This window comes from Eikenella glucosivorans (assembly GCF_016025525.2).
Lineage (GTDB): Bacteria > Pseudomonadota > Gammaproteobacteria > Burkholderiales > Neisseriaceae > Eikenella > Eikenella glucosivorans.
The window spans coordinates 18,515-45,509 of sequence record NZ_JACSGR010000006.1; the positions used below are offsets into that span (position 1 = coordinate 18,515).

Annotated in this window: 22 protein-coding genes; 7 read left to right on the forward strand and 15 right to left on the reverse strand. The window is 59.1% G+C overall.

Translation table 11 applies throughout. The annotated features are described in order from the left end of the window. Nucleotides 1-110: 110 nt before the first annotated feature. Complete coding sequence (gene leuE / locus H9Q10_RS08220) at nt 111-764, reverse strand: leucine efflux protein LeuE (protein ID WP_197903487.1); 654 nt, start codon at nt 762-764, stop codon at nt 111-113. A gap of 93 nt (nt 765-857) precedes the next feature. Between leuE and H9Q10_RS08225 the strand changes: the two genes are divergently transcribed. Then, complete coding sequence (locus H9Q10_RS08225; RefSeq protein WP_197903488.1) at nt 858-1,781, forward strand: LysR substrate-binding domain-containing protein; 924 nt, start codon at nt 858-860, stop codon at nt 1,779-1,781. A 270-nt stretch (nt 1,782-2,051) separates the two neighbouring features. Here the strand turns inward: H9Q10_RS08225 and H9Q10_RS08230 are convergent, their stop codons facing one another. From H9Q10_RS08230 to H9Q10_RS08250, 5 genes are all read right to left on the reverse strand, one after another. After that, the gene (locus H9Q10_RS08230; RefSeq protein WP_197903489.1) at nt 2,052-2,558 is read right to left on the reverse strand and encodes an IS1096 element passenger TnpR family protein; all 507 of its coding nucleotides are present in this window, start codon (nt 2,556-2,558) and stop codon (nt 2,052-2,054) included. Between the two features lie 484 nt (nt 2,559-3,042). Then, nucleotides 3,043-5,070, reverse strand: coding sequence for an excinuclease ABC subunit UvrB (gene uvrB / locus H9Q10_RS08235; RefSeq protein WP_197903490.1), 2,028 nt, complete (start codon nt 5,068-5,070; stop codon nt 3,043-3,045). A 331-nt stretch (nt 5,071-5,401) separates the two neighbouring features. Beyond that, a complete protein-coding gene (locus H9Q10_RS08240) occupies nt 5,402-6,886 on the reverse strand; it encodes an efflux transporter outer membrane subunit (RefSeq protein WP_420841858.1) in 1,485 nt (494 codons plus the stop codon). Between the two features lie 55 nt (nt 6,887-6,941). Next, nucleotides 6,942-10,187: an efflux RND transporter permease subunit gene (locus H9Q10_RS08245; protein ID WP_197903492.1), complete on the reverse strand. Its 3,246-nt coding sequence runs from the start codon at nt 10,185-10,187 to the stop codon at nt 6,942-6,944. 14 nt (nt 10,188-10,201) lie between these two features. Continuing rightward, complete coding sequence (locus H9Q10_RS08250) at nt 10,202-11,452, reverse strand: efflux RND transporter periplasmic adaptor subunit (RefSeq protein WP_197903493.1); 1,251 nt, start codon at nt 11,450-11,452, stop codon at nt 10,202-10,204. A gap of 257 nt (nt 11,453-11,709) precedes the next feature. Here H9Q10_RS08250 and mtrR point away from each other — a divergent pair, with 257 nt between their 5' ends. Both mtrR and H9Q10_RS08260 read left to right on the forward strand, forming a co-directional pair. Then, a complete protein-coding gene (gene mtrR / locus H9Q10_RS08255) occupies nt 11,710-12,384 on the forward strand; it encodes a multidrug efflux system transcriptional repressor MtrR (protein ID WP_197903494.1) in 675 nt (224 codons plus the stop codon). 281 nt (nt 12,385-12,665) lie between these two features. Beyond that, nucleotides 12,666-13,901 carry a chloride channel protein gene (locus H9Q10_RS08260; RefSeq protein WP_197903495.1) on the forward strand — a complete coding sequence of 412 codons (1,236 nt, stop codon included), beginning with the start codon at nt 12,666-12,668 and terminating at the stop codon, nt 13,899-13,901. A gap of 121 nt (nt 13,902-14,022) precedes the next feature. Here H9Q10_RS08260 and H9Q10_RS08265 read toward each other — a convergent pair whose 3' ends face one another. From H9Q10_RS08265 to H9Q10_RS08280, 4 genes are all read right to left on the reverse strand, one after another. Continuing rightward, entirely contained in the window at nt 14,023-14,781 is a 759-nt protein-coding gene (locus H9Q10_RS08265; protein WP_197903496.1) for a peptidylprolyl isomerase, read from the reverse strand. 91 nt (nt 14,782-14,872) lie between these two features. Then, nucleotides 14,873-15,739, reverse strand: coding sequence for a peptidylprolyl isomerase (locus H9Q10_RS08270; RefSeq protein WP_197903497.1), 867 nt, complete (start codon nt 15,737-15,739; stop codon nt 14,873-14,875). 43 nt (nt 15,740-15,782) lie between these two features. Then, nucleotides 15,783-16,052 carry a BolA family protein gene (locus H9Q10_RS08275; protein WP_197903498.1) on the reverse strand — a complete coding sequence of 90 codons (270 nt, stop codon included), beginning with the start codon at nt 16,050-16,052 and terminating at the stop codon, nt 15,783-15,785. Then, on the reverse strand, nt 16,049-16,339 hold the full coding sequence (locus tag H9Q10_RS08280) for a YciI family protein (RefSeq protein WP_197903499.1): 291 nt from the start codon (nt 16,337-16,339) through the stop codon (nt 16,049-16,051). The genes H9Q10_RS08275 and H9Q10_RS08280 overlap by 4 nt, the downstream gene beginning before the upstream one ends. Before the next feature lie 417 nt (nt 16,340-16,756). On the opposite strand from H9Q10_RS08280, the gene H9Q10_RS08285 reads away from it, so the two are divergent. The 4 genes from H9Q10_RS08285 to H9Q10_RS08300 all read left to right on the forward strand — a co-directional run bounded on the left by H9Q10_RS08285 (nt 16,757) and on the right by H9Q10_RS08300 (nt 20,777). Beyond that, on the forward strand, nt 16,757-18,841 hold the full coding sequence (locus H9Q10_RS08285) for a FimV/HubP family polar landmark protein (protein WP_197903500.1): 2,085 nt from the start codon (nt 16,757-16,759) through the stop codon (nt 18,839-18,841). A gap of 201 nt (nt 18,842-19,042) precedes the next feature. Beyond that, a complete protein-coding gene (gene truA / locus H9Q10_RS08290) occupies nt 19,043-19,852 on the forward strand; it encodes a tRNA pseudouridine(38-40) synthase TruA (protein WP_197903501.1) in 810 nt (269 codons plus the stop codon). A gap of 23 nt (nt 19,853-19,875) precedes the next feature. After that, nucleotides 19,876-20,121: a glutaredoxin family protein gene (locus H9Q10_RS08295; protein WP_197903502.1), complete on the forward strand. Its 246-nt coding sequence runs from the start codon at nt 19,876-19,878 to the stop codon at nt 20,119-20,121. A 44-nt stretch (nt 20,122-20,165) separates the two neighbouring features. Beyond that, nucleotides 20,166-20,777 carry a phosphoribosylanthranilate isomerase gene (locus H9Q10_RS08300; RefSeq protein ID WP_197903503.1) on the forward strand — a complete coding sequence of 204 codons (612 nt, stop codon included), beginning with the start codon at nt 20,166-20,168 and terminating at the stop codon, nt 20,775-20,777. 67 nt (nt 20,778-20,844) lie between these two features. On the opposite strand, the gene H9Q10_RS08305 is transcribed toward H9Q10_RS08300, so the two are convergent. The 5 genes from H9Q10_RS08305 to tsaD all read right to left on the reverse strand — a co-directional run bounded on the left by H9Q10_RS08305 (nt 20,845) and on the right by tsaD (nt 26,989). Next, nucleotides 20,845-21,468, reverse strand: a complete 624-nt coding sequence (locus tag H9Q10_RS08305) for a DUF4189 domain-containing protein (RefSeq protein WP_197903504.1) — start codon at nt 21,466-21,468, stop codon at nt 20,845-20,847. 168 nt (nt 21,469-21,636) lie between these two features. Further along, entirely contained in the window at nt 21,637-23,265 is a 1,629-nt protein-coding gene (locus H9Q10_RS08310; RefSeq protein ID WP_197903505.1) for an FAD-dependent oxidoreductase, read from the reverse strand. Nucleotides 23,266-23,493: 228 nt separating this feature from the next. Then, the gene (locus H9Q10_RS08315) at nt 23,494-24,180 is read right to left on the reverse strand and encodes a DedA family protein (protein WP_197903506.1); all 687 of its coding nucleotides are present in this window, start codon (nt 24,178-24,180) and stop codon (nt 23,494-23,496) included. Nucleotides 24,181-24,207: 27 nt separating this feature from the next. Continuing rightward, complete coding sequence (gene glmM / locus H9Q10_RS08320; protein ID WP_197903507.1) at nt 24,208-25,539, reverse strand: phosphoglucosamine mutase; 1,332 nt, start codon at nt 25,537-25,539, stop codon at nt 24,208-24,210. Between the two features lie 403 nt (nt 25,540-25,942). Then, nucleotides 25,943-26,989 (reverse strand): tRNA (adenosine(37)-N6)-threonylcarbamoyltransferase complex transferase subunit TsaD, encoded by a 1,047-nt coding sequence (gene tsaD, locus H9Q10_RS08325; RefSeq protein WP_197903508.1) that lies wholly within the window; start codon nt 26,987-26,989, stop codon nt 25,943-25,945. Between the last annotated feature and the right edge of the window lie 6 nt (nt 26,990-26,995).

Consider the following 26,995-nt stretch of genomic DNA (forward strand, 5'->3'; position numbering starts at 1 on the left):
ACTGTCTGACTAGGTGTATTTAAAAAGGGCTACCTGAAAAAGCGTGGTTTGAGGAGAGGAGTTTGAGCACAGTGCGTTGCACGCTTTTTCAGGTAGCAAGGAGGAGAGGGTTAGGCAATGGTGCTGGCCAGCCACAGTTTGGCGGCGAAGAAGATAAACAGGGCGCCGGCGCTGCTTTTGCCCAATGCGGCGGCACGGCTGTATTTGGCGCCCACGCGGCCAACCGAATCGGCCATCAGGATCAGCGTGCTCATGCACAGCAGGCTGCACAGCTGGAACGTGCCACCCAGCACCAAGAAGCTCAGCTGCGGATGTTCATAACGGATGTCAATAAATTGCACCATGATGGCGGGAAAAAACAGCAGGCTCTGTGGGTTGAGCAGGGAAATAGTGAGCGATTTGCGGAACACTTGCAGCCTGGTGCTTTCGGCGGCGTGGCTGTCGGCTTTGGCTGCGGCGGCGTGGCGCAGTTTGAGCCAGCCCTCGCGCAGCAGCATCACGCCCAAATAGGCCAGATAGGCGCCGCCGGCCAGTTGCAGTGCGGTAAACAGGGAAGGATAGGTTTGCAGCAGGGCGCTGGCGCCGAAGGCTGAAGCCACAATCAGGACACCGTTGCCGATAAAAATGCCGGCGAAGGCGCTCCATGCCGTTTTCCGACCGTATTGTCCGGCCACCGACAGGCAGTAGATCATATTCGGGCCGGGCAGCAGCACCAGCAGCAGCACAGCCAATAAATAAGCGGAAAAGTTAATGATACCGAACATTTACGTGCTCCCATTAACAAGATGGCCATACTATACAGCCGCTTTCCTGATATATAAAATACTGCCTAAGGAAGCCTGTGATAGGGAAAACAGATGATAAATTTCCGCCTGATCCGCCATTTGTGGCTGTTTCTCGCCGTGGCAGAAGAAGAACATTTCGGCCGCGCCGCCGAGAAGCTGAATATGTCGCAGCCGCCGCTCACTGAGCAAATCAAACAGCTAGAGCACGCCTTGGGCATGGTGCTGTTTGAGCGATCGCGGCGCGGCACCAAGCTCACGGCTGCCGGCTATTCCATCCTGCCCGCCGTGCGCAAATTTGCCGAGCAGATGCAGCAGCTGCAAAGCTCCGTGTATGAAATTGCCGCCGGTCGCAGCGGCATCCTGCATATCGGCGCGATTGCCGTGTCGCTGGTGGAAGTGTTGCCGCCGCTCATCGAGCACATCCACCGGCACTATCCCAATATCAGCATACAGGTGCGCGAAATCGACAGCGGCGATACCGAAGCGCTGCTGCAATCGGGCGAAATCGATCTGGCCTTTACCCGCCTGGAAATCCCGTGGGACAGCACCATCCACTTGCACACCCTGCGCCGCGAGCCGCTGGCCGTGGTGTTGCCGAAAAGCCACCCCTTCGCCACCCGCGCGGCGGTGGATTTGAAAGACTTGGCAGGCGAAGGCTTTGTAATGTTTGAGCGCGCCATCAGCCCCGATTCTTTCGACACCCTGTTGGCTGCCTGCCATCGCGCGGGCTTTTCGCCCAATATCCTGCACGAAGTGCGTACCATTGCCCTTCAGGTGGCCTTTGCCGGCTGCGGGCAGGGCGTGGCGCTGGTGCCCGCCTCATCGGCGCGCTATCTGCCGAGCAACGCCGTGCTGCTGCCGCTGAACGACGATATTTGGATCACCAGCGTGGCGCTGGCCTGGCACGAGGGGCAGCACGACCCGCTGCGGGATAATGTGTTGGCACTGGCGCGGGCGTATTTTGAAGATGGGGCGGAAAGGGGAAAGGCTACCTGAAAAAGGGGGAGGAAGTTTTCAGGTAGCCAGAAGCCTGTATCAAACTTTTTCGTAGTGGCGGATTTATATCCGCCGTTTGCTTGATGTTGCTTAGAGAATAAGGGTGGATAACAAATCCATCCTGCGGCTGAACAAACATTATTTTGCAAAGGGAGGCTACCTGAAAAATGTTGGAAGGTTTTAACTGAGTTGAAGCTTACGCTTTCAGGTAGCCTTTTTCGGGCATAGGGCGGCAAGGTTCGCGGGTACAAATTGCCTGCTTGATGCCCGTTATTCGTAGTCGGGATACTGCTCGGGCGATTCGCCCACTTTTTTGGCGATTTCCAAAATATAGCCTTCTTCCGGATAATCGTCGCCCGCTTGGAAGATTTTTTCCAAGCGCAGGCGGTGCATCCAGTCGTCGCCGAAGTCGAACCAATAATAGATGCAGTCTTTTTCCTGCAAGCCGGCATCTTGGATGCGGTAGGTGGCGGCATCGTGCACGGTTACGCCTTCGGGCGGCGGGAAATCTTCGTACAGCGCGGGGAAGGACACTTCTTCGGGATAGTCGTACAGCTCGCCTTCATTGTCGATTTCCTTACGGGTGAGCAGGAATTTGAAGGCGTGGTCATCCGTGCGGTCGAAAGCGTCGAAAATCAGGCCGTGCAATGCGGTAAACGGCGCATCGGCGGAAATTTCCAAAATCCGGTGCAGCTTGCCGACGGGTTGGGCATGGTCGCCGATAAGGGAGACTTTGAAGCGGTAGATAGTGGGTTTGGATGGTTGGGTGGCGGGCATAGTCGGGGCTTTCTGTCAGGGTTAAGAACGAGGAGGATTATATAAAATCGTGATGGCTTGCAGGACTGTTTGCGCTTGCTGTCTGCACAAGAGGCTACCTGAAAATTTCGGGTAGCCTTGCCAGCTATGGTTTACTGAAACACCAAACCGGCTGAAACGGATTGACGGTTTTCAGACGACCTTTGCTTTAAGAGATTTTCAGACAACGTTTGAGGTCGTTTGAAAGTTTGAAGCAATGGTTTGAACAGTAAAACCCGCGTGCGTGCGTACCGCACACACCCTACACATACAGGCTACGGCTTGCTATGTACGCAGACTGCCCTGGCTAGTCAAATGATATGACTGGCATTTTGTACAAAAATAATAATGACATTCCCGACGGCGTGTGTTTTTGGCAATACGTTGTTTGCCTAATGATGTAGCCAAGGCAAGCATGACTTCCAAATGACTGAATTTCCGTTTCGTACATGGATTATCCATGGAATTACTCCGCCCCAAACAACAACCCTTCCTTAATTCCCCTAATCCTATCCCGCAACACCGCCGCTTCTTCAAACTGCAAATCCCTGGCCGCCTGCTGCATGGCTTTTTCCAGTTTGACAATTTCTTTAATCGCGTCTTCTTCGTTGCGGATTTCGCCGACTTTGACTTTGTTTTTGCCTTTCCCACGGCCTTTGCCGCTGTCTTCTTCGTGGTACACGCCGTCGATGATGTCTTTGACCTGTTTTTTGATCTGTTGCGGGACGATGCCGTGTTCTTCGTTGAATTTCATCTGTTTTTCGCGGCGGCGTTCGGTTTCGTCGATGGCGGCTTTCATGGAGTCGGTGATTTTGTCGGCGTAGAGTATCGCCACGCCGTTCACGTTGCGCGCGGCGCGGCCTATGGTTTGAATCAGGCTGCGGTGGGAGCGCAGGAAGCCTTCTTTGTCGGCGTCGAGGATGGCGACAAGGGAGACTTCGGGGATGTCGAGGCCTTCGCGCAACAGGTTGATGCCGACGAGTACGTCGAACAGTCCTAATCGCAAATCTCTAATGATTTCAACTCGTTCTACGGTGTCGATGTCGCTGTGCAGGTAGCGCACTTTGATGCCGAGTTCGCTGTAATAGTCGGTGAGCTGCTCCGCCATGCGTTTGGTGAGGGTGGTAACGAGCACGCGTTCGCCTTTTTGGATGCGCTCGTTGATTTCACTCATCAAATCATCGACTTGGGTGGCGACGGGGCGGATGATGATTTGGGGGTCGACCAGTCCGGTGGGGCGGACGACTTGTTCGACGACTTGTCCGGCGTGTTCTTCTTCGTATTTGGCGGGGGTGGCGGAGACGAAGACGGTTTGCGGCATGACTTTTTCAAATTCGTGGAATTTGAGCGGGCGGTTGTCGCGGGCGGAAGGGAGGCGGAAGCCGTAATCCACAAGGTTTTGCTTGCGCGATGCGTCGCCTTTGTACATGCCGCCGATTTGGGTGACGGTAACGTGGCTTTCGTCGATGAACATGATGGCGTTGTCGGGCAGGTAGTCCATCAGTGTGGGCGGCGGTTCGCCTTCTTTTTTGCCGGAGAAGTGGCGGGAGTAGTTTTCGATGCCTTTGCAGAAGCCCATTTCGTAGAGCATTTCGAGGTCGAAACGGGTGCGCTGTTCGATGCGCTGTTGTTCGACGGGGCGTTGTTCGCGGGCGAAAAATTCGATGCGTTCGCGCAATTCGTCTTTGATGGATTCGCAGGCGCGTAATACGGTGTCGCGCGGGGTAACGTAGTGGCTGGACGGAAAGACGGTGTAGCGGCCGACGCGCTGGATAAGGCTGCCTGAAAGCGGGTCGAACATATCCAGCCGGTCGATTTCGTCGTCGAACAGGCTGATGCGCAAGGCGTTTTCAGAACTTTCGGCGGGGTACACGTCGATCACGTCGCCGCGCACGCGGAAGCTGCCGCGTTTGAAATCCAAATCGCCGCGGTCGTATTGCATGGCAACCAGCGTGGCGATGATGTCGCGCTGTTCGATGGTGTCGCCTTCTTTGACGGACAGGACCATTTGTTGGTATTCGGTCGGGTCGCCGATACCGTAAATGGCGGACACGGTGGCGACGATGATGACGTCGTTGCGCGTCATCAGGTTTTTGGTGGCGCTCAAGCGCATTTGTTCGATGTGTTCGTTGATGGCGCTGTCTTTTTCGATGAACAGGTCGCGGCTGGGGACGTAGGCTTCGGGTTGGTAATAGTCGTAGTAGGAGACGAAATATTCGACGGCGTTTTCGGGGAAAAACTCGCGCATTTCGGCGTAGAGCTGGGCGGCAAGGGTTTTGTTGTGCGCCATGATGATGGCGGGGCGGCCGCTTTGAGCGATGACGTTGGCCATCGTATAAGTTTTGCCCGAACCGGTTACGCCTAAAAGGGTTTGGTAGGCGAGGCCGTCTTCCAAGCCTTCGAGCAGACCGGCGATGGCGGTGGGCTGGTCGCCGGCGGGCGGGAAGGGTTGGTGGAGTTTGAAAGGGGAGTTGGGGTATTGGATGATGTCCATGAGGCTACCTGAAAAATGGCGGTCGGGATGGGTAAACGGGGCGGCAAAAGAAAGATTATAGCGCTAATTGATTGGCGGGCCGGGAGCGGGAGGCTACCTGAAAAGTTTTATGCGGTTCAAACTTTTCAGGTAGCCTTTTGATTACCGACATGGTGATGTTGATCTATGGCCGGCGGCTTAAAGGCTACCTGAAAAATGGAAAGGACAGGCAGCTGAATTTTGAGACACAGTTTTCAGGTAGCCTCAAATCCGGTTTGCATACGAGCAAAAGAAACTGCCGACCATGCCGCAGGGTTGCGGAGAGGCCGGCAGGCTGAGGCTACCTGAAAATTTATCTGCCGCTTGCCGCAGGGGCGGATGCGTTACCGGCGGCGGCCGTGTTTGCGGCGGCGGGCGCGGTTTCGCTGTATTGCTTGAGGCCGCCGCCGAGGGCTTTATACAGGTCGGCCAGGTTTTCCAGCATATTGAGCTGGGTGGCGAGCACAGCAGAATCGGCGGAGTAGCTGCTGCGCTCGGCATCGAGCACTTCCAGCGAGCTGGACACGCCGTGGCGGTAGCGCAGGTTGATCAGGCGCAGGCGGTCGTTGTAGGCTTTCTGGGTGTGCAGGCGGGCATCGTATTGCTGCTGCAGGGTTTCACGCGCCACCAAGGCGTTGGATACGTCTTGGAAAGCGGATTGTACGGCTTTTTCATAGGCGGCCACGGCAGACTGCTGGCGCAGTTTGGCCACGTCGAGGCTGGCACGCAGGCTACCCCAGTTGAAAATAGGCACATTGATGGTGGGCGAGAACACCCAAGTGCGGTTCACACCGTCGAACAGGCGGTTCATCTCGGTGCTGCCGGTGCCGATGTTGCTGGTGAGGCTGATGCTGGGGAAGAAGGCGGCTCGGGCGGCGCCGATGTTGGCATTGGCCTGACGCAGGTCATGCTCGGCGGCGCGGATGTCGGGGCGGTTTTGCAGCAGCTCGGAGCTGAGGCCGGCGGGCAGCCGTGTGATGCGGAACTGCTTATCCAGCGGCAGTCCGGCGGGCAGATCGCCCGGCACGGGCTGGTTGATGAGGGTGGTCAGGGCGTTGTGCGCCTGCTCGCGGGCGCGCAGGGCGGCAGCGTAGTCGGCTTTGGCCGATTCGATCAGGCCTTCCATTTCGCGCAGGTTCACGGCGGAAATCACGCCGGCGTTGTGCTGGATTTGGTTGAGGCGGTAGGTTTGCTCGCGGGTTTGCAGCACGCGTTGCGCCAGTTTCATGGATTCTTCGGCATAGCGTTCGTTGAAGTAGGCTTTGGCCACGGAGGAAACGAGCGCGAGGTGGGCAGAATCGCGGGCGGCCACGCTGCTGAAGTAGGCTTGCAGGGCGGCGCGGTTGTTGCTGCGGGCTTTGCCGAAGAGGTCGATTTCGTAGGAGGCGATACCGAGGCCGACGTTGTAGGATTCGGCGATGTAGGATTGACCGGTGCTGCTCAAATCTTGTGCCACGCGGGCGCGCTGGCCGGTGCCGCTGGCGTTGATGCCGGGCAGGGAGGCGGCGCGGGTGATGACGTATTGGGCGCGTACGGCTTCGGCATTGAGCGCGGCCATGCGCAGGTCGGGGTTGTTTTTCAGCGCCAGGGTAATCAGTGATTTGAGGCGCGGGTCGGCAAAGTAGTCTTCCCAGCCGGTGTCGGCGGCGCGGCTGCTGCTTTGGGCGGCGGTGTCGTAGCGGAACTGCCCGGGCACGTTCACTTCCGGCTGCTGATAGCGCGGTGCCAGCGTGCAGGCGGAGAGCAGCAGGGCTGCGGCCACGCTGGCGGCGATGGGTTTTAAAACGGTTTTCATGATGATGTCCTTGTATTTTTCAGGTAGCCTCATGCGGGGCAGAGGCTACCTGAAAATATTAGTCGTGGTGCAGGTCTTGTTTCTCTTCGTCGCTGAGGCCGCGTTCGGCTTCGGAAACGTAGTATTCGGCCTGATCGGGGCTGATGTTGGTGTGGGCGGCTGTCATTTCGGTTTCATGCTGGGTGGGCTTGAACAGCTTGCGCACCAACACGTAGAACAGCGGCACGAGGAACACCGACAAGAGCGTGCCGATGGTCATCCCCCAGAACACGGTGGTACCGATGGCGCGTTGGCTGGCGGAGCTGGCACCGGAAGCGATGTACAGCGGCACCACGCCTAAGATGAAAGCAAATGAGGTCATCAGGATCGGGCGGAAACGCAGATGCGCGGCGGCCAAGGCAGATTCCATGGCGGTTTTGCCCTGTGCCTGCAAATCTTTGGCAAACTCGATAATCAGAATCGCGTTTTTCGCGCTCAAGCCGATCACGGTGATCATGCCCACCATGAAGTAGATGTCGTTGAAGTAGAGCTCCTGCGAGCCGAGTACCCCGTTAAACATATTGCGGCCGAACACGCCCAGCACCACGCCGAGGAAGCCCAAGGGCGCCACCAGAAGCACAGCGGCCGGAATCGACCAGCTTTCATACAGGGCGGCCAACACTAGGAACACGGCTACCAATACGAAGATATACAGAGTGGTGCGCTGGGAGGCGCCGCTGGCCTGTTCGCGCGATTCGTCGGCCCATTCCACGCTGTAACCGTCCATCTGCGACACGATGCGTTCCACTTCGGCCATGGCGTCGCCGCTGGCAAAGCCGGAGTTTACCGCACCGCTGATCGACATGGCAGGATAGCCGTTGAAGCGGGTGCTCTGCTCCATACCGGTTTCCCAAGAAGCGCTCACCACGGTGGAGAGCGGCACGGCCACGCCTTGGCTGTTGGGCACGGTCATGGCCAGAATCTGCTCGGGCTGCATGCGTGCCTGCGCATCGGCCTGCACGTAAACGCGCTGCAAACGGCCGTTGTTGGGGAAGTCGTTGATATAGGAGCCGCCCAATGCGGTACTCAAAGCGGTACGGATGGAAGCCATGCTGATGCCTTGTGCGGCGGCGGCTTCACGGTCGATATTAAGCTTGAGCTGGGGCGCGTCTTCCAAACCGGAGGCACGGGTGTCGCCGAACATCGGGTTTTTACGCATTTCGGCAATCAGCTGGTCGCGGGCGGCCACCAGGGCTTGGTGGCCGTGGTTATTGCGGTCTTGCAGGTGGAATTCCAAACCGCCGTTACCCAGTTCGCGGATGGGCGGCGGGTTGATGGCGATGGCGAAACCGTCGCGGATCAGGCCGCTGCCCATAAAGGCGCCGGTGAGCTTCTGTGCAACAGACGAGGCACCTTGACCCGGGCCGGTGCGCTCGCCCCAGTCTTTCAGAATAACGAAGCCTAAGGCCATGTTCTGACCGCTACCTGAAAAACTGAAACCGGATACGGTAAACACGTCTTTCACTTCGGGCATGCCCATGGCGATTTTTTCCACCGCCAACAGGGTTTCGTCGGTACGTTCTTTGGTGGCGCCGGCCGGCAGCTGGATGCTCACCATCAGATTACCCTGGTCTTCGGTGGGCAGGAAGGAAGACGGAATGCGGGTGAATAGGAAGGCAGCCACGGCGATGAGGGCGGCATACACAACCACCATCCTGCCGGCACGCAGCAGCAGGGCGGCCACCCAGCTTTCGTAGCGTTTGTTGCCCGCATCGAATTTGCGGTTGAACCAGCCGAAGAAGCCGGTTTTCTCTTCGTGGTGGCCTTTGGCTACCGGCTTGAGCAGTGTGGCGCACAAGGCAGGGGTGAGCGACAACGCAAGGAAAGCGGAGAAGGCGATGGCAATCACCATGGTGATGGCGAACTGCTGGTAGATTTTGCCAGTAGCGCCGCTGAACATGGCCAGCGGTACGAATACGGAGACCAACACGGCGGTAATACCGACCACGGCGCCGGAAATCTGACCCATGGCCTTATGTGTGGCTTCACGCGGCGGCAAGCCTTCTTCCGACATGATGCGTTCCACGTTTTCCACCACCACAATGGCGTCGTCCACCACGATACCGATCACCAGCACCATAGCGAACATGGTGAGTACGTTGATTGACATGCCGAGGTAGTAGATGCCGGCAAAACCGCCCAACAGCGAGATCGGTACCACAATGGTGGGGATCAGGGTGTAGCGGATATTTTGCAGGAACACGAACATCACCACGAATACCAGCACCATGGCTTCCACTAGGGTGTGTACCACCTGCTCAATAGAGATGTCTACGAAGGTGGAGGTATCGTAAGGCGCGCTCCATTTCATGTCGCCGGGGAAGTAACTTTCCAAGGTGTTCATGCGGTCTTTTACCAAGGCGGCGGTGGCGGTGGCATTACCGCTGTTGGACAGCATCACGGCCACGCCGACGGTGGGCGTGCCGTTCAGACGGGTGCTGGAATCATAAGCTTGGGAGCCCAATTCGATTTTGGCCACGTCGCGAAGATATACGTTGGCACCGTCGGTGGTGCTGCGCAGGATGATGTTGCCGAACTGCTCGGGCGTGCTGAGCTGGCCTTCGGCAGTGATGGTGGCGGTGATGGTTTGCCCCTGGCTGGACGGCAGTGAACCGAGCGCGCCGGCGGAAATCTGCGCGTTTTGGGCGCTGATGGCAGAAGAAACGTCGGCAAACGACAGATTGAAGTTTTGCAGTTTCTGCGGATCCACCCACACGCGCATGGCGCGTTGCGCAGCAAACATGCGCACCGAACCGACGCCTTGCAAACGTTGCAGCTCGGGTACGATGTTGCGCTGAGCGTAATCAGCCATTTCCTCAATACTTTGGTTGGTGGAGGAAAGCGCCACCACCATCAGGAAGTTGGAGCGGGATTTAGATACGTTCACGCCGTATTGCTGTACGGTGGTCGGCAAGCTGGACAATACTTCGTTCAGCTTGTTGTTAACCTCAATCTGAGCCACGTCTTCGTTGGTGTCGGGGGTAAACGTGAGCGTTACCGTACCTGTGCCGCTGGAGTCAGCAGAGGTGGACATATAGTCCAAGCCTTCCACACCGTTCATATTGCGCTCGATTACCGCCAACACGCTGTCTTCCATCACTTGGGCAGAAGCGCCGGGATAGGTGGCGGTGAGGTTGAAGGTGGGTGCGGCCACAGACGGATACTGCGATACCGGCAGCTGCCGGATGGCCAGCACACCCGCCAAAATAATGAAAATAGAGATAACCCATGCGAACACGGGCCGATCGATAAAAAATTTAGCCATTTAGTGCAGCCCCTTTATTTGGCTTCAGAAGCGGGTTTGGCAGCGGGAGTAGAAGCGGCGGCGGGTTTAGCTGGGGCGCTGGCTGGCGCGGTGCTGGCCGGTTGCTGCGGCTGCGAAGCCTGCCATTCCTGTACCTGCACTTTCTGCGCACCCATCATGCCGGCAATCATGGTGCCGTCTACGGCCACCTTGTCGCCGTCCTTCAGGCCGCCGGTGATGATCCAGTTGTTGCCGCTTTGGCCGGCAATGGTTACTTCCTGCGGGCGCATCGAACCATCGGCTGCCACCACGACTACCGTATCTTTGGCACCGCGGGTAACCGCACGCTGCGGAATCAGGTAGGCACTGCTTACTTGGGCCTGCGGCAGGCGCACCTGTACATATAGACCGGGCAGCAATACGTTGTCTTCATTTGGAATTTCCACGCGCAGTGAAACTTGGCCGGTGGTTTCATTCACGGTTGGGTCGGTAAACAGCAGTCGGCCTTTTTGCGGGTACTCGCTGCCGTCTTCCATGATGATGGATACTTCCACCGCGCCGTTTACCGCGCTCATTTGGCCTTCGGCAATCTGGCGTCGCAGTTTCATCACGTCCAGCGCGGATTGAGTAACGTTTACATACATCGGATTGGTTTGCTGGATGGTGGCCAGCACGGTGGTGCTACCGGCGGTAAGCAGCGCGCCTTCGGACACGTTGGAGCGGCCGATGTAGCCGGAAATCGGCGCGGTGATGCGTGCGTGGTTCACATTAACCTGTGCCGAACGGATGGCAGCACGGGCGGCGCTCACATTGGCTACGGCCGAGCGCTGGGCGGCTACGGCGGCATCATATTCTTGCTTGCTGATGGCGTCGGCGGCCACCAAGGGCTGATAGCGCGCCAAATCGGCATTGGCTTTGGCTTGGGCGGCTTCGGCGGCGGCCAGTTGGGCACGCGCGCTGGCTAAGCTGGCAGAATAGGTGGCGTCGTCAAGCTGGTAGAGCGCCTGACCGGCCTGCACATAGCTGCCTTCTTGGAACAGGCGGCGCTGAATAATGCCGCTCACTTGCGGGCGGATTTCGGCGGAGCGGAACGACTCCAAACGGCCGGGCAGGCTGGTACTGATGGTGGTGTCTTGTGCTTTAACGGTCAGCACACTGACCACCGGCGCGGGGCCGTTCTGTTGCTGTTGCTCGTTTTTCCCGCAGGCAGACAGGGCCAAAACCGAGGCAAGGGCGATTGCGCTCAGTTTGAAGCCTGTTTTCCCTGATATGCTGAAGTATGTCATTATGATTGCCTTATGAAAGTAACGCTTAATTAACGAATTATGGCTGCTTGTGAACCCGGAGGGTGTAAGCAGCCGCAGAGAATAAAGTCGGCATTTTACGTTCATAGCTGTATGTTGTCTATGATGGTTTACAAAAAATATAGCAAAATACCAAAAAGCAACATTGCCGGGCGGAGAGCCTAGTCGGCTACTTGAAAGCAAGCTCTAAGCATGACAAAATTCGATAATAAATAAACCAGATACAACTAAAAATAACGATGAGAAAAACAAAAATCGAAGCACAAAAAACGCGCAATTATCTGCTAAAGGCGGCGCTGGATACGTTTTATGCGCGTGGTATCAGCCGTTCATCTCTAAATGAAATTGCGCAAACCGCCGGGGTAACGCGCGGTGCGCTGTATTGGCACTTTAAAAACAAAGAAGATTTATTTGAGGTCTTGTTTCAACAAGTGTTTGCTGAAATATCGCAGGACTTGGCGCGCGACATCGAAACCCAGTCGCCCAACATCTGGCAAAGCTTCGAGATCGCCACCATTAATATGTTTCAGCGGCTGGAAACCGATGAAACGGTAAGGAAGTTCTGCAATATCATCCATTTGAAATGTGAATACACCGAGCAGAACCATGCGGTGGTAAAAATTATGCGCAGCTATCAGGATATGTGGCAGCGCCTGCTCACCGATACGCTCACGCTGAGCCTGCAAAAGAAACAGCTGCCGGAGGATTTGAACGTGAACCTGGCGGTGGTGTTCATGATGTTGGTAATCAGCGGGCTGATGAATATCTGGCTGAATATGCCCGAGCAGTTCAGCGTTGGCAAAGCCGCGCCGCACATCATCCGGGCGGCGATGGGCGCGTTGAAGTACTCGCCGGATCTGTGTGCGCCGCCTGCCAAACAGCTGCCGTTGAGCATGCGTCAATACCGGGCTTAGGCTGATGCGCGAGTGAGGCTACCTGAAATTTCAGGTAGCCTTTTGGTTTTCTTTGGGCTACATTGCGGCGGCTTGAGGCTACCTGAAAAATATAGTCAAGCAGTTTTAAAGCAGTACTGCGTTGCCTCATTTTGCCGCATTGCCCATCTTGTCTGCGGGTTTGCTGCCTTAAATTTGATCCGCTATAAAATGGACGAAGCGGGTTGCCGTGCGACCAAAACGGTAGACGGTCACGAAGCTAATATTTTCTACATCCTTGTTATTCCGAAAAGTTTGTTTTCATGAAATCCCTTTCCCCAAAACTGATTGTTTCCCTGCTGGTGGTCGGCGTAGCGGCGGGCATCACGGGCATTGTGCTGACGCTGCTGCTGCATGCGGTGCAGCATTGGGCGTTCGGTTATCCGCAGGATGTGGCGCTGCCGTATCGGGTAATGGTGGAGGATAGCTCGCCGCTGCGGCGTTGGCTGGTGTTGCTGCTGTGCGGCGGGGTGGTGGGTGCGGGCTGGGTGTGGCTGCACCGCAAGGCGGCGCCCTTGGTGCCGATTAAAACGGCGGTGGTGAGCGGGCGCAGGATGCCGCTGGCGGCCACTTTGATGCACGCGCTGCTGCAGATTGTTACGGTGGGTTTGGGCTCGCCGTTGGGGCGGGAGGTGGCGCCGCGGGAAATCAGTGCGGCTCTGGCGGAGCGTTGGTCGGCATGGCGGGGGCTGGATGAGGAGGAGCGGCGGGTGTTGCTGGCTTGCGCTTCGGGGGCGGGCTTGGCGGCGGTGTATAACGTGCCGCTGGCGGCGGCGGTGTTTGCGCTGGAAACGTTGATGCTGTCGTGGTCGCGGGAGCGGCTGCTGGCGGCGCTGATTGCCTGCGGTACGGCGGTGCTGGTGGTGCGTATGGGGCTGGGGGATGTGATTCAGTATCCGATGCCGGCGTTTCCGCTGCCGACTTGGTGGTTTAATGCTTGGGCGCTGGCGGCGGCGCCGCTGTTGGCTTTGGGGGTGTGGGGCTTTGATTGGTGCATGGGAAGGCTGCCTGAAATTCCGCGGCGCAGTGCCCGGATGTTGTGGGTGGCGCTGTTGGCGTTCGGGCTGATTGGGCTGTTGGCTTGGTGGTTTCCGGAGATTATGGGTAATGGGAAGGCGGGCAACCAGTTGAGCTTTGGGGCGGCTTTGGATTGGCGTTATGCGCTGGGGCTGTTGGGGGCGAAGTGGGCGGCGTTGCTGCTGGCGACGCTGGCGGGGGCGTATGGCGGGCGGATTACGCCTTCGATGATGTTGGGCGGGCTGATTGCGTTTGCGGCGGCGTGCGGGTGGAATGTGCTGTTGCCGGGGGTGGATACGGGTGCGGCGGCCTTTGTGGGGGCGGTGGTGTTTTTGGGGGTGGGGCAGAAGATGCCGCTGACGGCGTTGGTGTTTATGCTGGAGCTGTCGCGCCAGTCGCCGGCGCTGTGGCTGCCGCTGTGTTTGTGTATGGGGTTGACGCTGGGGGTGTGCCGTTTGCTGCCGGCGGGGGAAGCGGGCTGAAGCGGTTGCCGGGCATGGGAAGGCTGGCTGAAACGTGGTTTCAGGTAGCCTTTTTATGTTGTGGGGATGGAAAGCAGGCTACCTGAAAAGTAGGGGGTGTTTTCAGGTAGCCTGACGGGGTTCAGTTCGGGTCGATGCTGTTTTCTTGCAGCAGTTTGAGGATGGTTTGCTGGGCTTGTTGCCGTTGGAGCTGTTCGATGAGGCGGGGTTTGAGCTGCTCGAAGGGCGGGGCGTCTTCCATCGGGCGGGTGGCGCTGATCTTGAGCAGGAGGATGCTGCCGTTGCCCAGAGGGAGGGGTTGGATTTGGCCGCGGGTCATGCCGCGCACGGTGTCGGCGATGGGCGGCGGAAGCTGCTGGAGGCTGAGCCAGTTGGCTTCGCTGCTGCCGTTGGTTTGGCGTGCCATGAGTTGCTCGAAGCTGAGGCCTTTGCGCAGAGATTCGATGGCGGCGTCGGCTTCGGCTTGGCTGGCGAATTGGATGTGTTGCAGCTGGATTTGCTGGGTCATGGCGGCATAGAGTTGGCGGGCTTCGGCGTCGCTCACGCTCACTTGATCGGCGAGGTGTTGGGCGTAGGCCTGGGCGTAGAACTCGGCTTCAAGGTTGGCAAGCCGGGCTTGGATGTCGGGGTTTTTATCGAGCCCGGCGCGGAGGGCGGCGGCTTTGAGCACTTCGTCTATTTGCAGCTGTTTGACGGCGTATTGGCGCAGTTGCTCGGCATTTGGGGCGGGTTCGCCGGGCTGGGCGGCGGCCTGTTGCTGCAAGGTTTTCACCTGCTGGGCGATACGGTTTTCGGCAATCTGCGGGGCGGCGGCGATTGCCCATCCGGCGGTGAAGGTGGTGAGGGCGAGCAGGCTGGCGGCGAAAGTGTTTTTCTTCATGGCGCGTGTTCCTAAGTGGGGAAGTTATTGGTTATATGGATTGAATTGTAGCGGCTGCCGGATAAGCAGCCGCTACGGTGTGCCAAGGGGGTTAGCGGATGGTTGCCTGCTGGTAGAGGCGGGCGATTTCCTGCTCAATCAGCAGGTTTTGCAAATCTTGCTGGATTTGCGGCTTCAGCTGGGCAAAGGGCGGCACACGCACGGCACGTTTGTTGGCCATGTAGAAAACGGCGTAGATACCGTTACTTTGCACCGGGGTTTCGGTGAATTTGCCCTGTTGCAGCGATTTGACGGCGTTGTAAACCAGCGGGGCGCCTTCTTCTAAGTCTTTCAGCGGGGTGAAGGAGGGGCTGATGCCGCCGTTGGCTTTGCTTTGCGGGTCGATAGTGTATTGGCGAGCCACGTCGGTGAAACGGCGGCCGCGTTTGAGGTCGGAAATGGCTTTTTGGGCGTTGTCGGCGTTATCGAGGATAATCTCGCCGAGCTGCACTTCCTGTGTGCCGCGGTAGCGGTTGGTGATTTCCTGGTAGGCCTGCTGCACTTGGGCATCGCTCACCGGGTTGTTGCGTAGGATGTGGGCAACTAAGGCTTGGGCGGTAACGTTGCCTTCGAATGTGGCCCAATCTTGGCGGAAGGTGGGCTTGCGGTCTTCGCCACTGCTGCGGGCGTCGGCGCGGGCGCGCTCGATAATCTGCTTGAATTCTGGACTTTCATTCAGGCGCAGGCGGCGGGACTCCTGAATCATCAGCTCGCGGGTAACTAGGCGGCGGGCGATGTTTTCGCGCAGCTCGCGGCTGTCGGGCACTTGGCCGTTGCTCTGCTCGTTGATGATTTTCACCTGCTGGTCGATTTCGGTGCTGTCAATGCGGGTGTTGTTTACGGTTACGATGGTTTGGGCGGCCAGCGGGGCGGCGGCCAGGGCTGTGGTGAGCAGCAGTGCGAGAGAAGTGCGTTTCATGTTGTCGTCCTTTAAATAGCTGTGTTCGGATTATAAGGGATTTTCAGGCCCGATACTCTTCCGGCGTTTGCGCACGGATGCTCAGGGCGTGGATTCGGTCGGGATAGAGGTCGTGTAAAGGTTCTTGCACGGCGCGCTGTCGGGCTATGCGGCTCATGCCGACAAAGCGCGGGCTGACGATGTGTATCCGATAGTGACCGCCGCCGGTGTTGCCAGCGTGGCCGATGTGCAGGTGGCTGTCATCGAACAGGTCGAGCAGTTCGGGCTCAAAGGCTGCCTGAAGACGCTGGCGGATGGTGTGCGCCGCATTCATTCGGGCAATACTTTCTTAAACGGGCGGATCAAAATTTCGGAATACACGCCGGCTTCTACGTAAGGGTCTTGCCCGGCCCATTCTTCGGCTTCATCCAAAGATTCGAATTCGGCCACAATCAGGCTACCTGAAAATCCGGCCTCGCCTTCCGGCAGCGGGCAAGGTCCGGCCAATACCAACCTGCCTGCCGCTTGCAAAGTTTTTAATCTGGCCAGGTGTGCCTCGCGGGCGGCTTGGCGGGCTTCGGTTGAGCCGGCAACATCGGAGGCCATGAGCATAAACAGCATATCGTGTCTCTATCGAATGTGGGTGTGGATTGGAGAAATCAACTGAAGTGGCAATCTTAAAGCAAATACGGCGGTTCTGCATCCAAATATCGCAATATTTGAGCCTGCCATCCTATCTTGACAACAGTATGCAGGAGAGAGGCTACCTGAAAATTTCAAATATCCTGGTTCCGTTAAATAATTAAAAAATGTTTCATTCCTGTATAGAAAATCGGGGTAAATGGCAGAAATGGCTTGGCATAAATAGGAAATAAACGATATGATACCTAGGTTTAAAGAATTTAATCCGTTGCGCGTTAGGCAGAATCGGGCTGTGAAGTTATTGCTATCGGCCTGTATTTTTCTGTTAGTTCAGGAGTTTAACGAGCATTACTTCAAGGTTGTAAGGGGGATTTGATGTTTTGTAAGCAGTATAAAATGAAGCTGATTGCCGCTTCTCTGGGTTTGGTTGCTTCGGTTCACGCATATGCTGCGATGGGCGGCATGCAGGTGCAATCACGCCTGAACGAGCCTTTTTCCGCCACAGTAGTGGTAACCGGCGACGAAGCACGCGCACTGGCCGGTTCGGCCAAGCCCACCATCAACGGTGCAAATCTGAATGCCACAGTTACCCACCAAGGGGCTGACCGTGCCGTGATTCGTTTGCGTTCTAGTGCGCCGATTAAAGAGCCGGTGATGACTTTCTGGCTCGGTGTCGGCAACCAAAACCATCAATACACCGCTATGTTGGATCCCCGCGATTACCAACAGCCCGGCGCTGCCGCCAACCATTCCCGCCGCGAACGCCGCGCCGAAGCCGAGCCGAGCCGCCGCCGTTCTTCCCGACATCAAGAACGTGCCGCTGCCCGCCGTGAAGCGCCAGTACAGATCCAAGGCAGAAGCTACCAGATTAAAGACGGCGAACTGCTGGTGGATATTGCCGAACAGGTCAAACCTTCCGGCCTGACTCTGCGCCAAACCATCAATGCGTTGGTGGCCGCCAACCCGCGTGCTTTCCGCAATGGCAACCCGGATTTAATGTACCGCGGTGCCACCCTGACCATCCCCGATGCCGAAACCCTACGGCGTCTGGCGCACAATCCGCCGCGCCGCGTTAGCACCACACACGAACGCGCTGCAGCCGATACTGTTCCGGCCAACCAACAGCCGCAGGTAACTCCGCCGGCAGAAACCAAGCCGGCAGTGCCCGTACAGCAGCAGCCGGTTACTCCTCCGGCTCCTCCTGCTGAGCCTGTGCAACCCGCGCAGCAACAGCCAGCCGTACCGCCGGTTGCTAGCGAGCCTGTAGTTACGCCTGCTTCAGCCGAATTGCCTGCGGATCAGGCCGAAGTATTGGCTAGCATGCCCGAGCAGGCTTCCGATATGATGGCTTCCGAGCCGGTGGTTGAGCCGACTCCGCCGGTGGTGGCTCCACCCATCGAAGAAACGCCGCCGATGGAAGAAGAAGGCATGGACATGATGCAGATGGCCATGTATGGCGGTGGCGGCCTGCTGGTATTGGGTGGTTTGGCTTATTTGCTGTTAAACCGCCGCCGCAAAGGCGCCGCGCCCAAACGTGCGCAGGCGGCAGCCGATGAAGATGATGATGACGATCTGTATTTCGAGAGTGTTACCGACCATTCCGACAGCATCGCCGCCACCCCCATCGCTCCGGCCGCGCCCGCAGCCCAGCCGGCACCTGCCGCGCCTGTTGCCGCGCAGCAAACGGTGAGCGAAGCGGATTTGGGCTTGGATTTGAGCCATCTAGACGAACAACAGCAATTGGGCAGCACGTCCAGCACCGCCGAAGCCGCCCAACAGGCGGAAGCCGATGACTGGAGCTGGCTGGCTCAAGCCGAAGAAGAACCGGCCGCGCCTGCCCAAGCAGCACCTGCCGCTCCGGTTGCCACTGTAGCAGAAACGCCCGCCGCAGAAGATGAATGGCTGAACTTCGGCAGCGAGAATCCCGCCGACGTATCCGCTCCGGTGGAAGCTGAAGCCGCTCCGGCTGCTGCTCAAACCGAATCGGCTGCCGATGATTTGGATTGGGTGCTAGACGAAACCCCGGCTGCCGTACCGCAGTCTTTCCAAACCGAGCCCGCGCCGACCGTTGATTTCGATGTGCCCGCCCAGCCGGAAGCTCCGGCAGTGGAAAATACCGCGTTGTCTTTTGAGATGCCGGAACTGGATTCAGGTAGTCCGCAGCAAGAAGAAGCACCTGCTGCAGACGTTTCCAATGTGATGGATTTCAATCTGGATTTCGACACGCCGTCTGCTCCGGCAGCCGAGCCTGTTGTTGAGGCTGCTCCGGCAGCTCAGCCTGCCGCCGTGGCGGACGAGCCTGCCGTGGCCGGCCCGTTGCCGAAAGAGGCGCTGGAAGCCAAACTGGAACTGGCCAAAATGTATCTGGAAATCGACGATGCCAACACCGCCCGCCAAACCCTGCTGGAACTGATCAACGAATCGGAAGGCAGCAGCATCCAGGCTCAGGCTCAGGCATTGTTGAACGACATCGGCCACTGATTTTAGCTCAGCTGAAGCTGACGCTTTCAGGTAGCCTATCCCAACCCGGGCAGCATTGCCCGGGTTTTTGCCACCGGACGATTATGCAAGAGTGCCTGTCAGCATGTTGAAAAATAATCAAATTAGGCTACCTGAAAGCGTCAGCTTCAGCGAAGCTGAAAACCAAGCAGCATAATCGCACATTCCTTCCTGTCTCATCTCATGCATTCATCCGCCCTGCAACGCCGTGCCCTATTCGTCAGTTACGACGGCAGCCGTTTTTTCGGCTGGCAGAAACAGGCCGACGGCATCGTCACCGTGCAGAACGCCTTGGAGAACGCCCTGAGCGCGATTGCCCAAGAGCCAATAAGCGTTATCACAGCCGGCCGCACCGATACCGGCGTGCACGCCACGGCGCAAGTGGTGCATTTCGATTCCGCCGCCCGCCGGCCGGAACAGGCTTGGGTGCGCGGCGTGAATGCGCATCTGCCTGAAGGTGTGGCCGTGTGGCAGGTGCGCGAGGTGGCGCCGCAGTTTCACGCCCGCTTCGATGCCTGCGGCCGGCGCTACCGCTATCTGCTGCAATCGGCACCGGTGCGCTCGCCGCTGTTGGCCGCCCGTGCCGGTTGGACGCATTACGCGCTCAATATCGAAGCCATGCGCCAAGCTGCCGCCCTGCTGGTGGGCGAGCACGATTTTTCCAGCTTCCGCGCTGCCGAGTGCCAGGCCAAATCGCCGGTGAAAACCCTATACAGCGTGTTGCTACACGGCACGCCCGAGCTGCTGGCGGTGGATTTCCACGGCAACGCCTTCCTACACCACATGGTGCGCAACATCATGGGCGCGCTGGTGTATGTGGGCTGCGGCAAGCTTAGTGTGCCCGAGTTTGCCGCGCTGCTGGCCGCGCGCAGCCGCCGCCTGGCGCCGCCCACCTTCATGCCCGACGGCCTCTACCTCACCGGCGTGGACTATCCGCCGCAATGGGGCGTGCCCACGCCGCCGCTGCCCGCTTGGCTGTTTCCTGATTTATAAACGTTTTGTATGAAGGCAATCGCATGACCCTCACCCTGATGTTCCGAGAATATTGCAGCCTGTGCCACCAGATGCGCGCCGCTTTGCAGCCCTATCAGGCTGAATATGGTTTTGAACTGCAAGTGTTTGATGTGGATGATGATCCTGAGTTGGAAGCGCGCTATAACGAGCTGGTGCCGGTGTTGCTGCACGGCGATGAGGAAATCTGCCACTGGCATTTAAACGAAGCCAAGCTGCTGGCCGTGCTGCAAAACGCAAAGGCTACCTGAAAATATCTGCCGCCCATCCGGAAGGCTACCTGAAAGGAATCCTGATGCCGAAAATAAAAATCTGCGGCCTCACCCGCCCGCAAGACGCGCAAGCCGCCGCCGAGCTGGGCGCCGATGCCGTCGGCCTGGTGTTTTACCCGCAAAGCAAGCGTTATGTGAGCGTGCCGCAGGCTCGGGAAGTGGTGGCGGCGTTGCCGCCGCAAGTGGCCAAGGTGGCGCTGTTTGTGAACGAATCGGCGGGAAACGTCCGCGCGGTGCTGGCGCAGCTGCCGATTGATATATTGCAGTTTCACGGCGATGAGCCGCCGGAGTTTTGCCGGCAGTTCGGCAAGCCGTATTGGAAGGCGGTGCGGGTGCGTTCGGCACAGGATATCGCCGAGGCGGCGGCGCGCTATACCGATGCCGCCGCGCTGCTGCTGGACGCACACATCGAAGGCCAATACGGCGGCACGGGGCAACGGTTCGACTGGCGCCTGCTGCCGCACGCCATGCCGCTGCCGTGGATTCTGTCGGGCGGGCTGAACGCGGACAATGTGGCGGAAGCCGTGCGGCAAACCGGTGCGGCGTGGCTGGATGTGTCCAGCGGGGTGGAGCAGGCGCCGGGCATCAAGAGCCGGGATTTGATGGAACGCTTTGTGCGGCAGGCGCGCGGATGATTGGCAAGCGTTGCGGGAAATGGAGAGGCTACCTGAAAATTTCAGGTAGCCTTTTTGATGGCAACGATTACTTTTGGTAAATGCCGTACTCGTAGCCGGAGCAGAAAGCATTGCCCGTTTTTGTTTGCACGTCGGCATAGCTGCATTGGTCGTAGCCGTGCACCGCTTCGCAGGCGCGCACCGCCCGCACGATGGCCTGTTGGCTGTCTGGGTGTTTGCCCACGAAAATGTCGGATGGGGTTTTCGGGCCGTTGTCGGGGTAGGCGATCATGGCGCAGGTGTTAGCGAAGGTGGCGACCCGGTGGCAGGTGTGGCCGCGCTCGCATTGACGCATGGTTTTCTCCACTGCTTCGGCTTCAGTGCGGTAGCCGCCGGCATACATGATCCGACGATTTGGAATTTCGTAGGCCACTGCCATCCAATACGGCGTGGCGCGGAAACGGGCGATGCGCGCCTGCACTTCTGCCTCGCGCCGCTCCCAAGCGCGCACTTCGGCGGCGGAGGGGCCGTGCGGGGCAGTTCGCCGATTATTCTGCTGTTGTTGGTAATACATACCGAGTTCGTTTTGCTGCCGCTGGAACTCTTGTTGCTGAATTTGCGCTGGTGTGGGTTGTGCCCAAGCCGCACCGGCGCCGCATAACAGCAGCGCCGCCAATGCGCCCGCCGCCGTGTGGGTGATGTTCCGTTTCATCTTGCCGCTCCTGTTTTCAAAGGTGGGAAGGGATGTTGCCGATGGTGGGATTGTAACAAAAAACAAAATCTTGCACACCGTTTCCGGCTGTTTCAAGGCTACCTGAAAAATGGGTGTGTGGATTTTCAGGTAGCCTTTATCGTGTGCGGAGGTTGGGATGTTGCCGGCTTAGCGCGGCAGGATTTTCTTGGCGGCTTCCACGCCCCAGTACACGGCTTCTTCCATCACGGAATAGCTACTCAGGTCGCTATGGGCGAAGAGGAGGCGGGAGCGGTGCCGGCGCAGTTTGAGCAGGGTTTCTTGGGCGAGGTAACCGGGCGTGGGAGAGCTCATGCCGTGGCCGCGCACGCCGATGTCTACGGTGGCGACATGGCGCCAGAAGCTGGGGCCGTAGGCTTGGATGAGGTCTTGCGCGGCGTGTTCGAGCAGCTCTTCTTCGCCGGCTTTGAGCAGCCAGCGGCGGATTTCGGAGGGGCTATCGTGGTTGAGGGCGGTGTAGGCGGTGAAGATGCTGCGCTCGGGCTTGGCGGCGCGGATGAGCTGGTTGGTGGATACGACGTAGCCGAGGCCGCGGCTGCCGTACACGACGTTGTCCCAGGCGAGCTCGCTGTGTTGGGCTTCTTGGGGGAAGCTGTGCAGCACGAAATTGCTCACCAGCCAGGGGGCGTAGGCGGGCAGGTTGAGCGAGAAGCCGTAGCGCCGGGGCTGGGCGATGATGCGGGCGGCCACCATCAGGGGCATGGCGCAGATGACGTTTCGGGCGCGGACGAGGCTGGTGCGGCCGCTTTGGTTGTGGCGCAGGATCACGGCCACGTCTTCGCTGTTTTCGCTGATTTGCAGGGCGGTGGCATCCAGGGCGGTGGGCTGGGGGAAGGTGAGCTCAGGGTTTTCAGGTAGCCTTTCGATGGTTTGCAGGCGGATGTGGCGGCGGATGGCTTCGGAAAGGTGGGCGAGGCCTTCGGGCCAGGTGAGCACGGCTTCGTTGGTGTGGCCGCGGGCGGTGAAGTAGTGCAGGCCGGCAAAGGCGGATACTTGCTCGATGCCCTGGCCGTAGTCGTCGCGGCAGCAGTAGTCGAGGTACCAGAGCAGGCCGGGGGAGCGGTAGTTTTCCTGCCGAAGCCAGGTGGCGAAAGTGAGTTGGTCGAGGCGGCGCCATTCTTCGTCGGCGGAGGAGAGGGCAACGGGGATGGCGAAGATTTTGAGGCCGTCGCGGCCGCGGGCGGTGCGCAGGCGTTCGACCAGGGCATGGAAGCGTCGGCTGTCGGCGTCTTCTTTCGGCAGCAGGGAGTATTGCCAGCGTTTTTGGTAGAGCAGGCGTTCGGCGGGGGCGTAGACGAGGTCGGTTTCGCGATAGACGGGCTCGGGCTGGTCGATACCGCTCAGCAGGATGCCGAGGTCGGCGAGCAGCTGGCGCACGTAGATGCTTTCCAGCGAGGGCAGGGCGAGGTAGTGGGCGGCGGCGGGGGCGGAGAGGCTGCCCGAAACATAGGCGGCGTTGTTGCCGTTGCGCTCGATGCCTTCGGCGAGGAGAAAGTTGTTTTGGCCATGCTTGGCGAGATACCAGGCGGCGGAAAGGGCGGCGCCGCCGCTGCCGAGGATGAGGGTGTGGCAGCGGTGTTCGGATTGGGGTTCGAGCGGGAGCTGGCCGTTGCGCAACTGGTGGCCGAAGGGCAGGCCGATGCGGTTGATGTGCACGCTCGGGCGGCGGTTGAGGTATTGGTGGCCCAGGCGGGAGGCGGCCGCGGCGGCGGAAAGGGCGGCGGCACTGCCGAGCAGTTGGCGGCGGGTGAATTTCATTTTTCAGGTAGCCTCGGCGGAGGCGGGTGTGGATGGCAACAGCCGGACATCATGCCCGGCTGACGGCTTTAGGGCGGATTCTGCCACTTTCCGATATATCAGGCAGCGGCAGGCATGGCGGGCTGCCACCGTAGCAAACGTTACGAAATCCTCTCTATATTTTCAGGTAGCCTTCCGGAAGAGGCTACCTGAAAAAGTTTGGCAACAATGGATGCGGTGCAAACAGCCTTATTCGGCCGGTTCGTTTTCGCTGCGGCGTTTGCCGCGCTCGGCCTGCCGTTGTTGGCGCAGCTCTTGCAGCTTGGCATGGAAGAATTGGCTGCGGCGGCGTTTGCGCTGCCAGAAGTAGAGCAGCACCAGGGCGCCGATGCCGATGAGCACGTAGAGGATGTGTTGGAATTGGTGCGCCTTCATCAGCAGCCAGTCTTTGTTGGCAGCGCCGTAGTGGCCGAGATACACCCAGGCGGGCACGGAAATCAGCGAGGCGAGGCCGTCCATCAGCAGCCAGCGCCAGAAGGAAACCCGGCCGCTCATGCCGGCGGTGATGAAGATGGGCGTGCGCAGGCCGGGCAGGAAGCGCGCCACAAACAGCACCCAGCTGCCGTGTTTGTCGAATTTTTCCTGCACTTGCAGGTAGCGGTGCGGCGGCATCAGGCGCTTGATGAAGCGGGCTTTGAGGATGCGGTCGCCATAGGTGTGGCCGAGCATGAACATCATGCCGTCGCCGGTGAGCACGCCGACCATGCCCACCACCACCATGATGTGCGCATTGCTGTGGCCGAGGCCGGAAATCACGCCGCCGGCAATCAGAGTGATGTCTTCGGGAATCGGGATGCCGAAACCGCAAGCCACCAAAACCACAAATACGGCGGCGTAGCCGTATTGGGTGAACAAGGCTTCTAGGATGTCGAGCATGGTTGGGTATGTTCCTGTGGATCTACGTTATTTTTGACGGATGCTCTCGGCAATGCGCTCGGCGCAGCGCTGCGCCAGCTTGGTGTCGCGGGCTTCCACCATCACGCGCACCACCGGCTCGGTGCCGGAGGCACGCAGCACCACGCGGCCGTGCCCGGCCAGCTCGGTTTCCACTGATTGCAGCGCGGCGGCGGAAGCGGATTGCCAATCCTGGCCTTTGCTGATGCGCACGTTGATCATGGTTTGCGGGAAGGGCAGCCAATCCACGGCGGACGCCAAATCCTGATCCAGCGTTTGCAGCGCAGCCAACACTTGCAGCGCGGCAATGGTGCCGTCGCCGGTGTTGTGTTTGTCGAGGCAGAGGATGTGGCCGCTGGCTTCGCCGCCGATCTGCCAGCCGCGCTGTTGCAGCTGCTCCAGCACATAGCGGTCGCCCACTTTGGCGCGGGCAAATTCGATGCCCTGCTGCGACAAGGCCAGCTCCATCGCCATATTGGTCATCACCGTGCCGACCACACCGCCGGTGAGCGAGCCGGTTTTACTGCGGGCGCGGGCAATCACGTAAATCAGCGAATCGCCGTCGTACACTTTGCCTTGTTTGTCTACCATCATCAGTCGGTCGCCGTCACCATCCAGCGCGATGCCGTAGTCGGCTTCGTTTTGCAGCACGGCGGCTTGCAGGGTTTTGGTGTAGGTGGCGCCGCATTTGTGGTTGATGTTGAAGCCGTTGGGCTGGTTGCCGATTTCGATCACATCGGCGCCGAGCTCGTGGAATACTTTGGGGGCGACGTGGTAGCCGGCGCCGTTGGCGGTGTCCGCCACCAGCTTGAGGCCGCGCAGGTTTAAGCGGGCGGGGAAGGTGGATTTGCAGAATTCGATGTAGCGTTCGTCGGCGCCGCTCACGCGTTTGGCGCGGCCGAGCTGGTCGGAGGAGACGGTGTGCATTTCCTGGTCGAGCTGCTGTTCGATTTCCCGCTCGATTTCGTCGGAGAGCTTCATGCCGTCTTCGGTGAAGAATTTGATGCCGTTGTCGGCGTAGTGGTTGTGCGAGGCGGAAATCATCACGCCGGCGGAAAGGCGCAGGGCGCGGGTAAGATAGGCCACGCCCGGGGTGGGCAGCGGGCCGGTTTGGATCACGTTCACGCCGGCGGCGGTGAAGCCGGCCACCAGTGCGGTTTCCAGCATGTAGCCGGAGATGCGGGTGTCTTTGCCGATGAGCACGGTGGGCTTGTGTTCGTCGTCGCGTTTGGTCAGCACTTGGCCGGCGGCGTAGGCCAGCTTCAACACGAAATCGGGCGTGATCGGGAATTTACCCACTTCGCCGCGCACGCCGTCGGTGCCGAAATATTTTTTTGACATCGCGAAATCCTTTGCAGTAGCCGCTTTGCGGGCGGAATGTGCGGATTGTAAAGCAGCGTTCGGGCTTGCGCCAGCACTGCGGCGGTTAAATCGGGCAAACGTGCTATCGGGAAAGGGTTTTTGGCGGGGCGGAGGCTAGCTGAAAATGTAAGCAGGGGTTGCTGCTAAAGGGGAAAACAGGTTTCAGGTAGCCTTAATCTGAGGCAGATGAGGCTACCTGAAAATTAGAAGCCTCATTTTGGATAAGGAACAGGGAAAGGGCGTTTAGACAGCGCGGATAACTTTTAGTTTGGCAGAAACTCAGTCTGAGCTATTCCAAGCCATCGGTTCACCTCGTTGAAGCTTCATTTTCAGGTAGCCTTACCCAATCCAATGTAGGCTACCTGAAACTATGCGGCACCGTTCAGCGCACGATTTCCGCCAGTGGCCAGCGTGGGCGCACGTTGAAGCCGACGGCGGGGAGGGCGGCTTGCAGGTGCATGGCGCCGGCGAAAGCGATCATGGCGCCGTTGTCGGTGCACAGGGGCAGCGGCGGGAAATAGGTGCGCACGGCTTCAGGCGGGCCCTTGGGGCTGGGGCGCACTTGCAGCGCGGCGAGCTCGGCGCGCAGCTTCCAGTTGGCGCCCACGCCGCCGGCCACCACCAGCGTGCGGTAGCCGGTGTGCAGCAGGGCTTGGCGCGATTTGGCCAGCAATACATCCACCACGGCGTCTTGGAAGGCGCGGCAGATGTCGTTGCGCACGGGGTCGGGCAGCTGGCCGCCGTGTTCGGCGCGCACGGTTTGCACGGCGGTGAGCACGGCGGTTTTGAGGCCGGAGAAGCTCATTTGCAGGTCGTGCGAGTGCAGCATGGGGCGCGGGAAGCTGAAGGCATCGGCGCGGCCGAGGCGAGCGAGTTCGGAGAGCTTGGCACCGCCGGGGTAAGGCAGGCCGAGCAGTTTGGCGGTTTTGTCGAAGGCTTCACCTGCGGCGTCGTCCACGCTTTCGCCGAGTAGTTTATAGTCGCCGATGCCGCGCACGGCCATGAATTGGGTGTGCCCGCCGGATACGAGCAGGGCAACGAAGGGGAAAGCGGGCTTGTCTTCGGCCAAAAGCGGGGAGAGCAGGTGGCCTTCGAGGTGGTGTACGGGGATAACGGGCTTGCCCAGCGAGAAGGCAAGGGCGTTGGCAAAGGCGCTGCCGGCCAGGAGCGCGCCACCGAGGCCGGGGCCTTGGGTGTAGGCAACGGCATCGATATCGGCATAATTTTTGCCGGCTTCGCGCAGGCAGGCTTGGGTGAGCGGCACGAGGCGGCGGATGTGGTCGCGGCTGGCCAGCTCGGGCACCACGCCGCCGTATTCGGCGTGCATGGCCATTTGGGTGTGCAGCTGGTTGCCGACAAGGCCGTGTTCGGTGCTGTAGAGCGCCACGCCGGTTTCGTCGCAGGAGGATTCGATGCCGAGGACGAGCATATATAA

Excerpts from the sequence above, each read along its gene's own strand:
- glmM (WP_197903507.1), bottom strand. The coding sequence starts at position 25,539 with ATGTCAAAAAAATATTTCGGCACCGACGGCGTGCGCGGCGAAGTGGGT.
- H9Q10_RS08225 (WP_197903488.1), top strand. The coding sequence starts at position 858 with ATGATAAATTTCCGCCTGATCCGCCATTTGTGGCTGTTTCTCGCCGTG.
- H9Q10_RS08260 (WP_197903495.1), top strand. The coding sequence starts at position 12,666 with ATGAAATCCCTTTCCCCAAAACTGATTGTTTCCCTGCTGGTGGTCGGC.
- mtrR (WP_197903494.1), top strand. The coding sequence starts at position 11,710 with ATGAGAAAAACAAAAATCGAAGCACAAAAAACGCGCAATTATCTGCTA.
- leuE (WP_197903487.1), bottom strand. The coding sequence starts at position 764 with ATGTTCGGTATCATTAACTTTTCCGCTTATTTATTGGCTGTGCTGCTG.
- truA (WP_197903501.1), top strand. The coding sequence starts at position 19,043 with ATGCATTCATCCGCCCTGCAACGCCGTGCCCTATTCGTCAGTTACGAC.
- H9Q10_RS08265 (WP_197903496.1), bottom strand. The coding sequence starts at position 14,781 with ATGAAGAAAAACACTTTCGCCGCCAGCCTGCTCGCCCTCACCACCTTC.
- H9Q10_RS08285 (WP_197903500.1), top strand. The coding sequence starts at position 16,757 with ATGAAGCTGATTGCCGCTTCTCTGGGTTTGGTTGCTTCGGTTCACGCA.
- H9Q10_RS08305 (WP_197903504.1), bottom strand. The coding sequence starts at position 21,468 with ATGAAACGGAACATCACCCACACGGCGGCGGGCGCATTGGCGGCGCTG.
- H9Q10_RS08280 (WP_197903499.1), bottom strand. The coding sequence starts at position 16,339 with ATGCTGTTTATGCTCATGGCCTCCGATGTTGCCGGCTCAACCGAAGCC.
- H9Q10_RS08245 (WP_197903492.1), bottom strand. The coding sequence starts at position 10,187 with ATGGCTAAATTTTTTATCGATCGGCCCGTGTTCGCATGGGTTATCTCT.
- H9Q10_RS08270 (WP_197903497.1), bottom strand. The coding sequence starts at position 15,739 with ATGAAACGCACTTCTCTCGCACTGCTGCTCACCACAGCCCTGGCCGCC.
- H9Q10_RS08230 (WP_197903489.1), bottom strand. The coding sequence starts at position 2,558 with ATGCCCGCCACCCAACCATCCAAACCCACTATCTACCGCTTCAAAGTC.
- H9Q10_RS08275 (WP_197903498.1), bottom strand. The coding sequence starts at position 16,052 with ATGAATGCGGCGCACACCATCCGCCAGCGTCTTCAGGCAGCCTTTGAG.
- H9Q10_RS08295 (WP_197903502.1), top strand. The coding sequence starts at position 19,876 with ATGACCCTCACCCTGATGTTCCGAGAATATTGCAGCCTGTGCCACCAG.
- H9Q10_RS08300 (WP_197903503.1), top strand. The coding sequence starts at position 20,166 with ATGCCGAAAATAAAAATCTGCGGCCTCACCCGCCCGCAAGACGCGCAA.
- uvrB (WP_197903490.1), bottom strand. The coding sequence starts at position 5,070 with ATGGACATCATCCAATACCCCAACTCCCCTTTCAAACTCCACCAACCC.
- H9Q10_RS08310 (WP_197903505.1), bottom strand. The coding sequence starts at position 23,265 with ATGAAATTCACCCGCCGCCAACTGCTCGGCAGTGCCGCCGCCCTTTCC.
- H9Q10_RS08315 (WP_197903506.1), bottom strand. The coding sequence starts at position 24,180 with ATGCTCGACATCCTAGAAGCCTTGTTCACCCAATACGGCTACGCCGCC.
- H9Q10_RS08250 (WP_197903493.1), bottom strand. The coding sequence starts at position 11,452 with ATGACATACTTCAGCATATCAGGGAAAACAGGCTTCAAACTGAGCGCA.
- tsaD (WP_197903508.1), bottom strand. The coding sequence starts at position 26,989 with ATGCTCGTCCTCGGCATCGAATCCTCCTGCGACGAAACCGGCGTGGCG.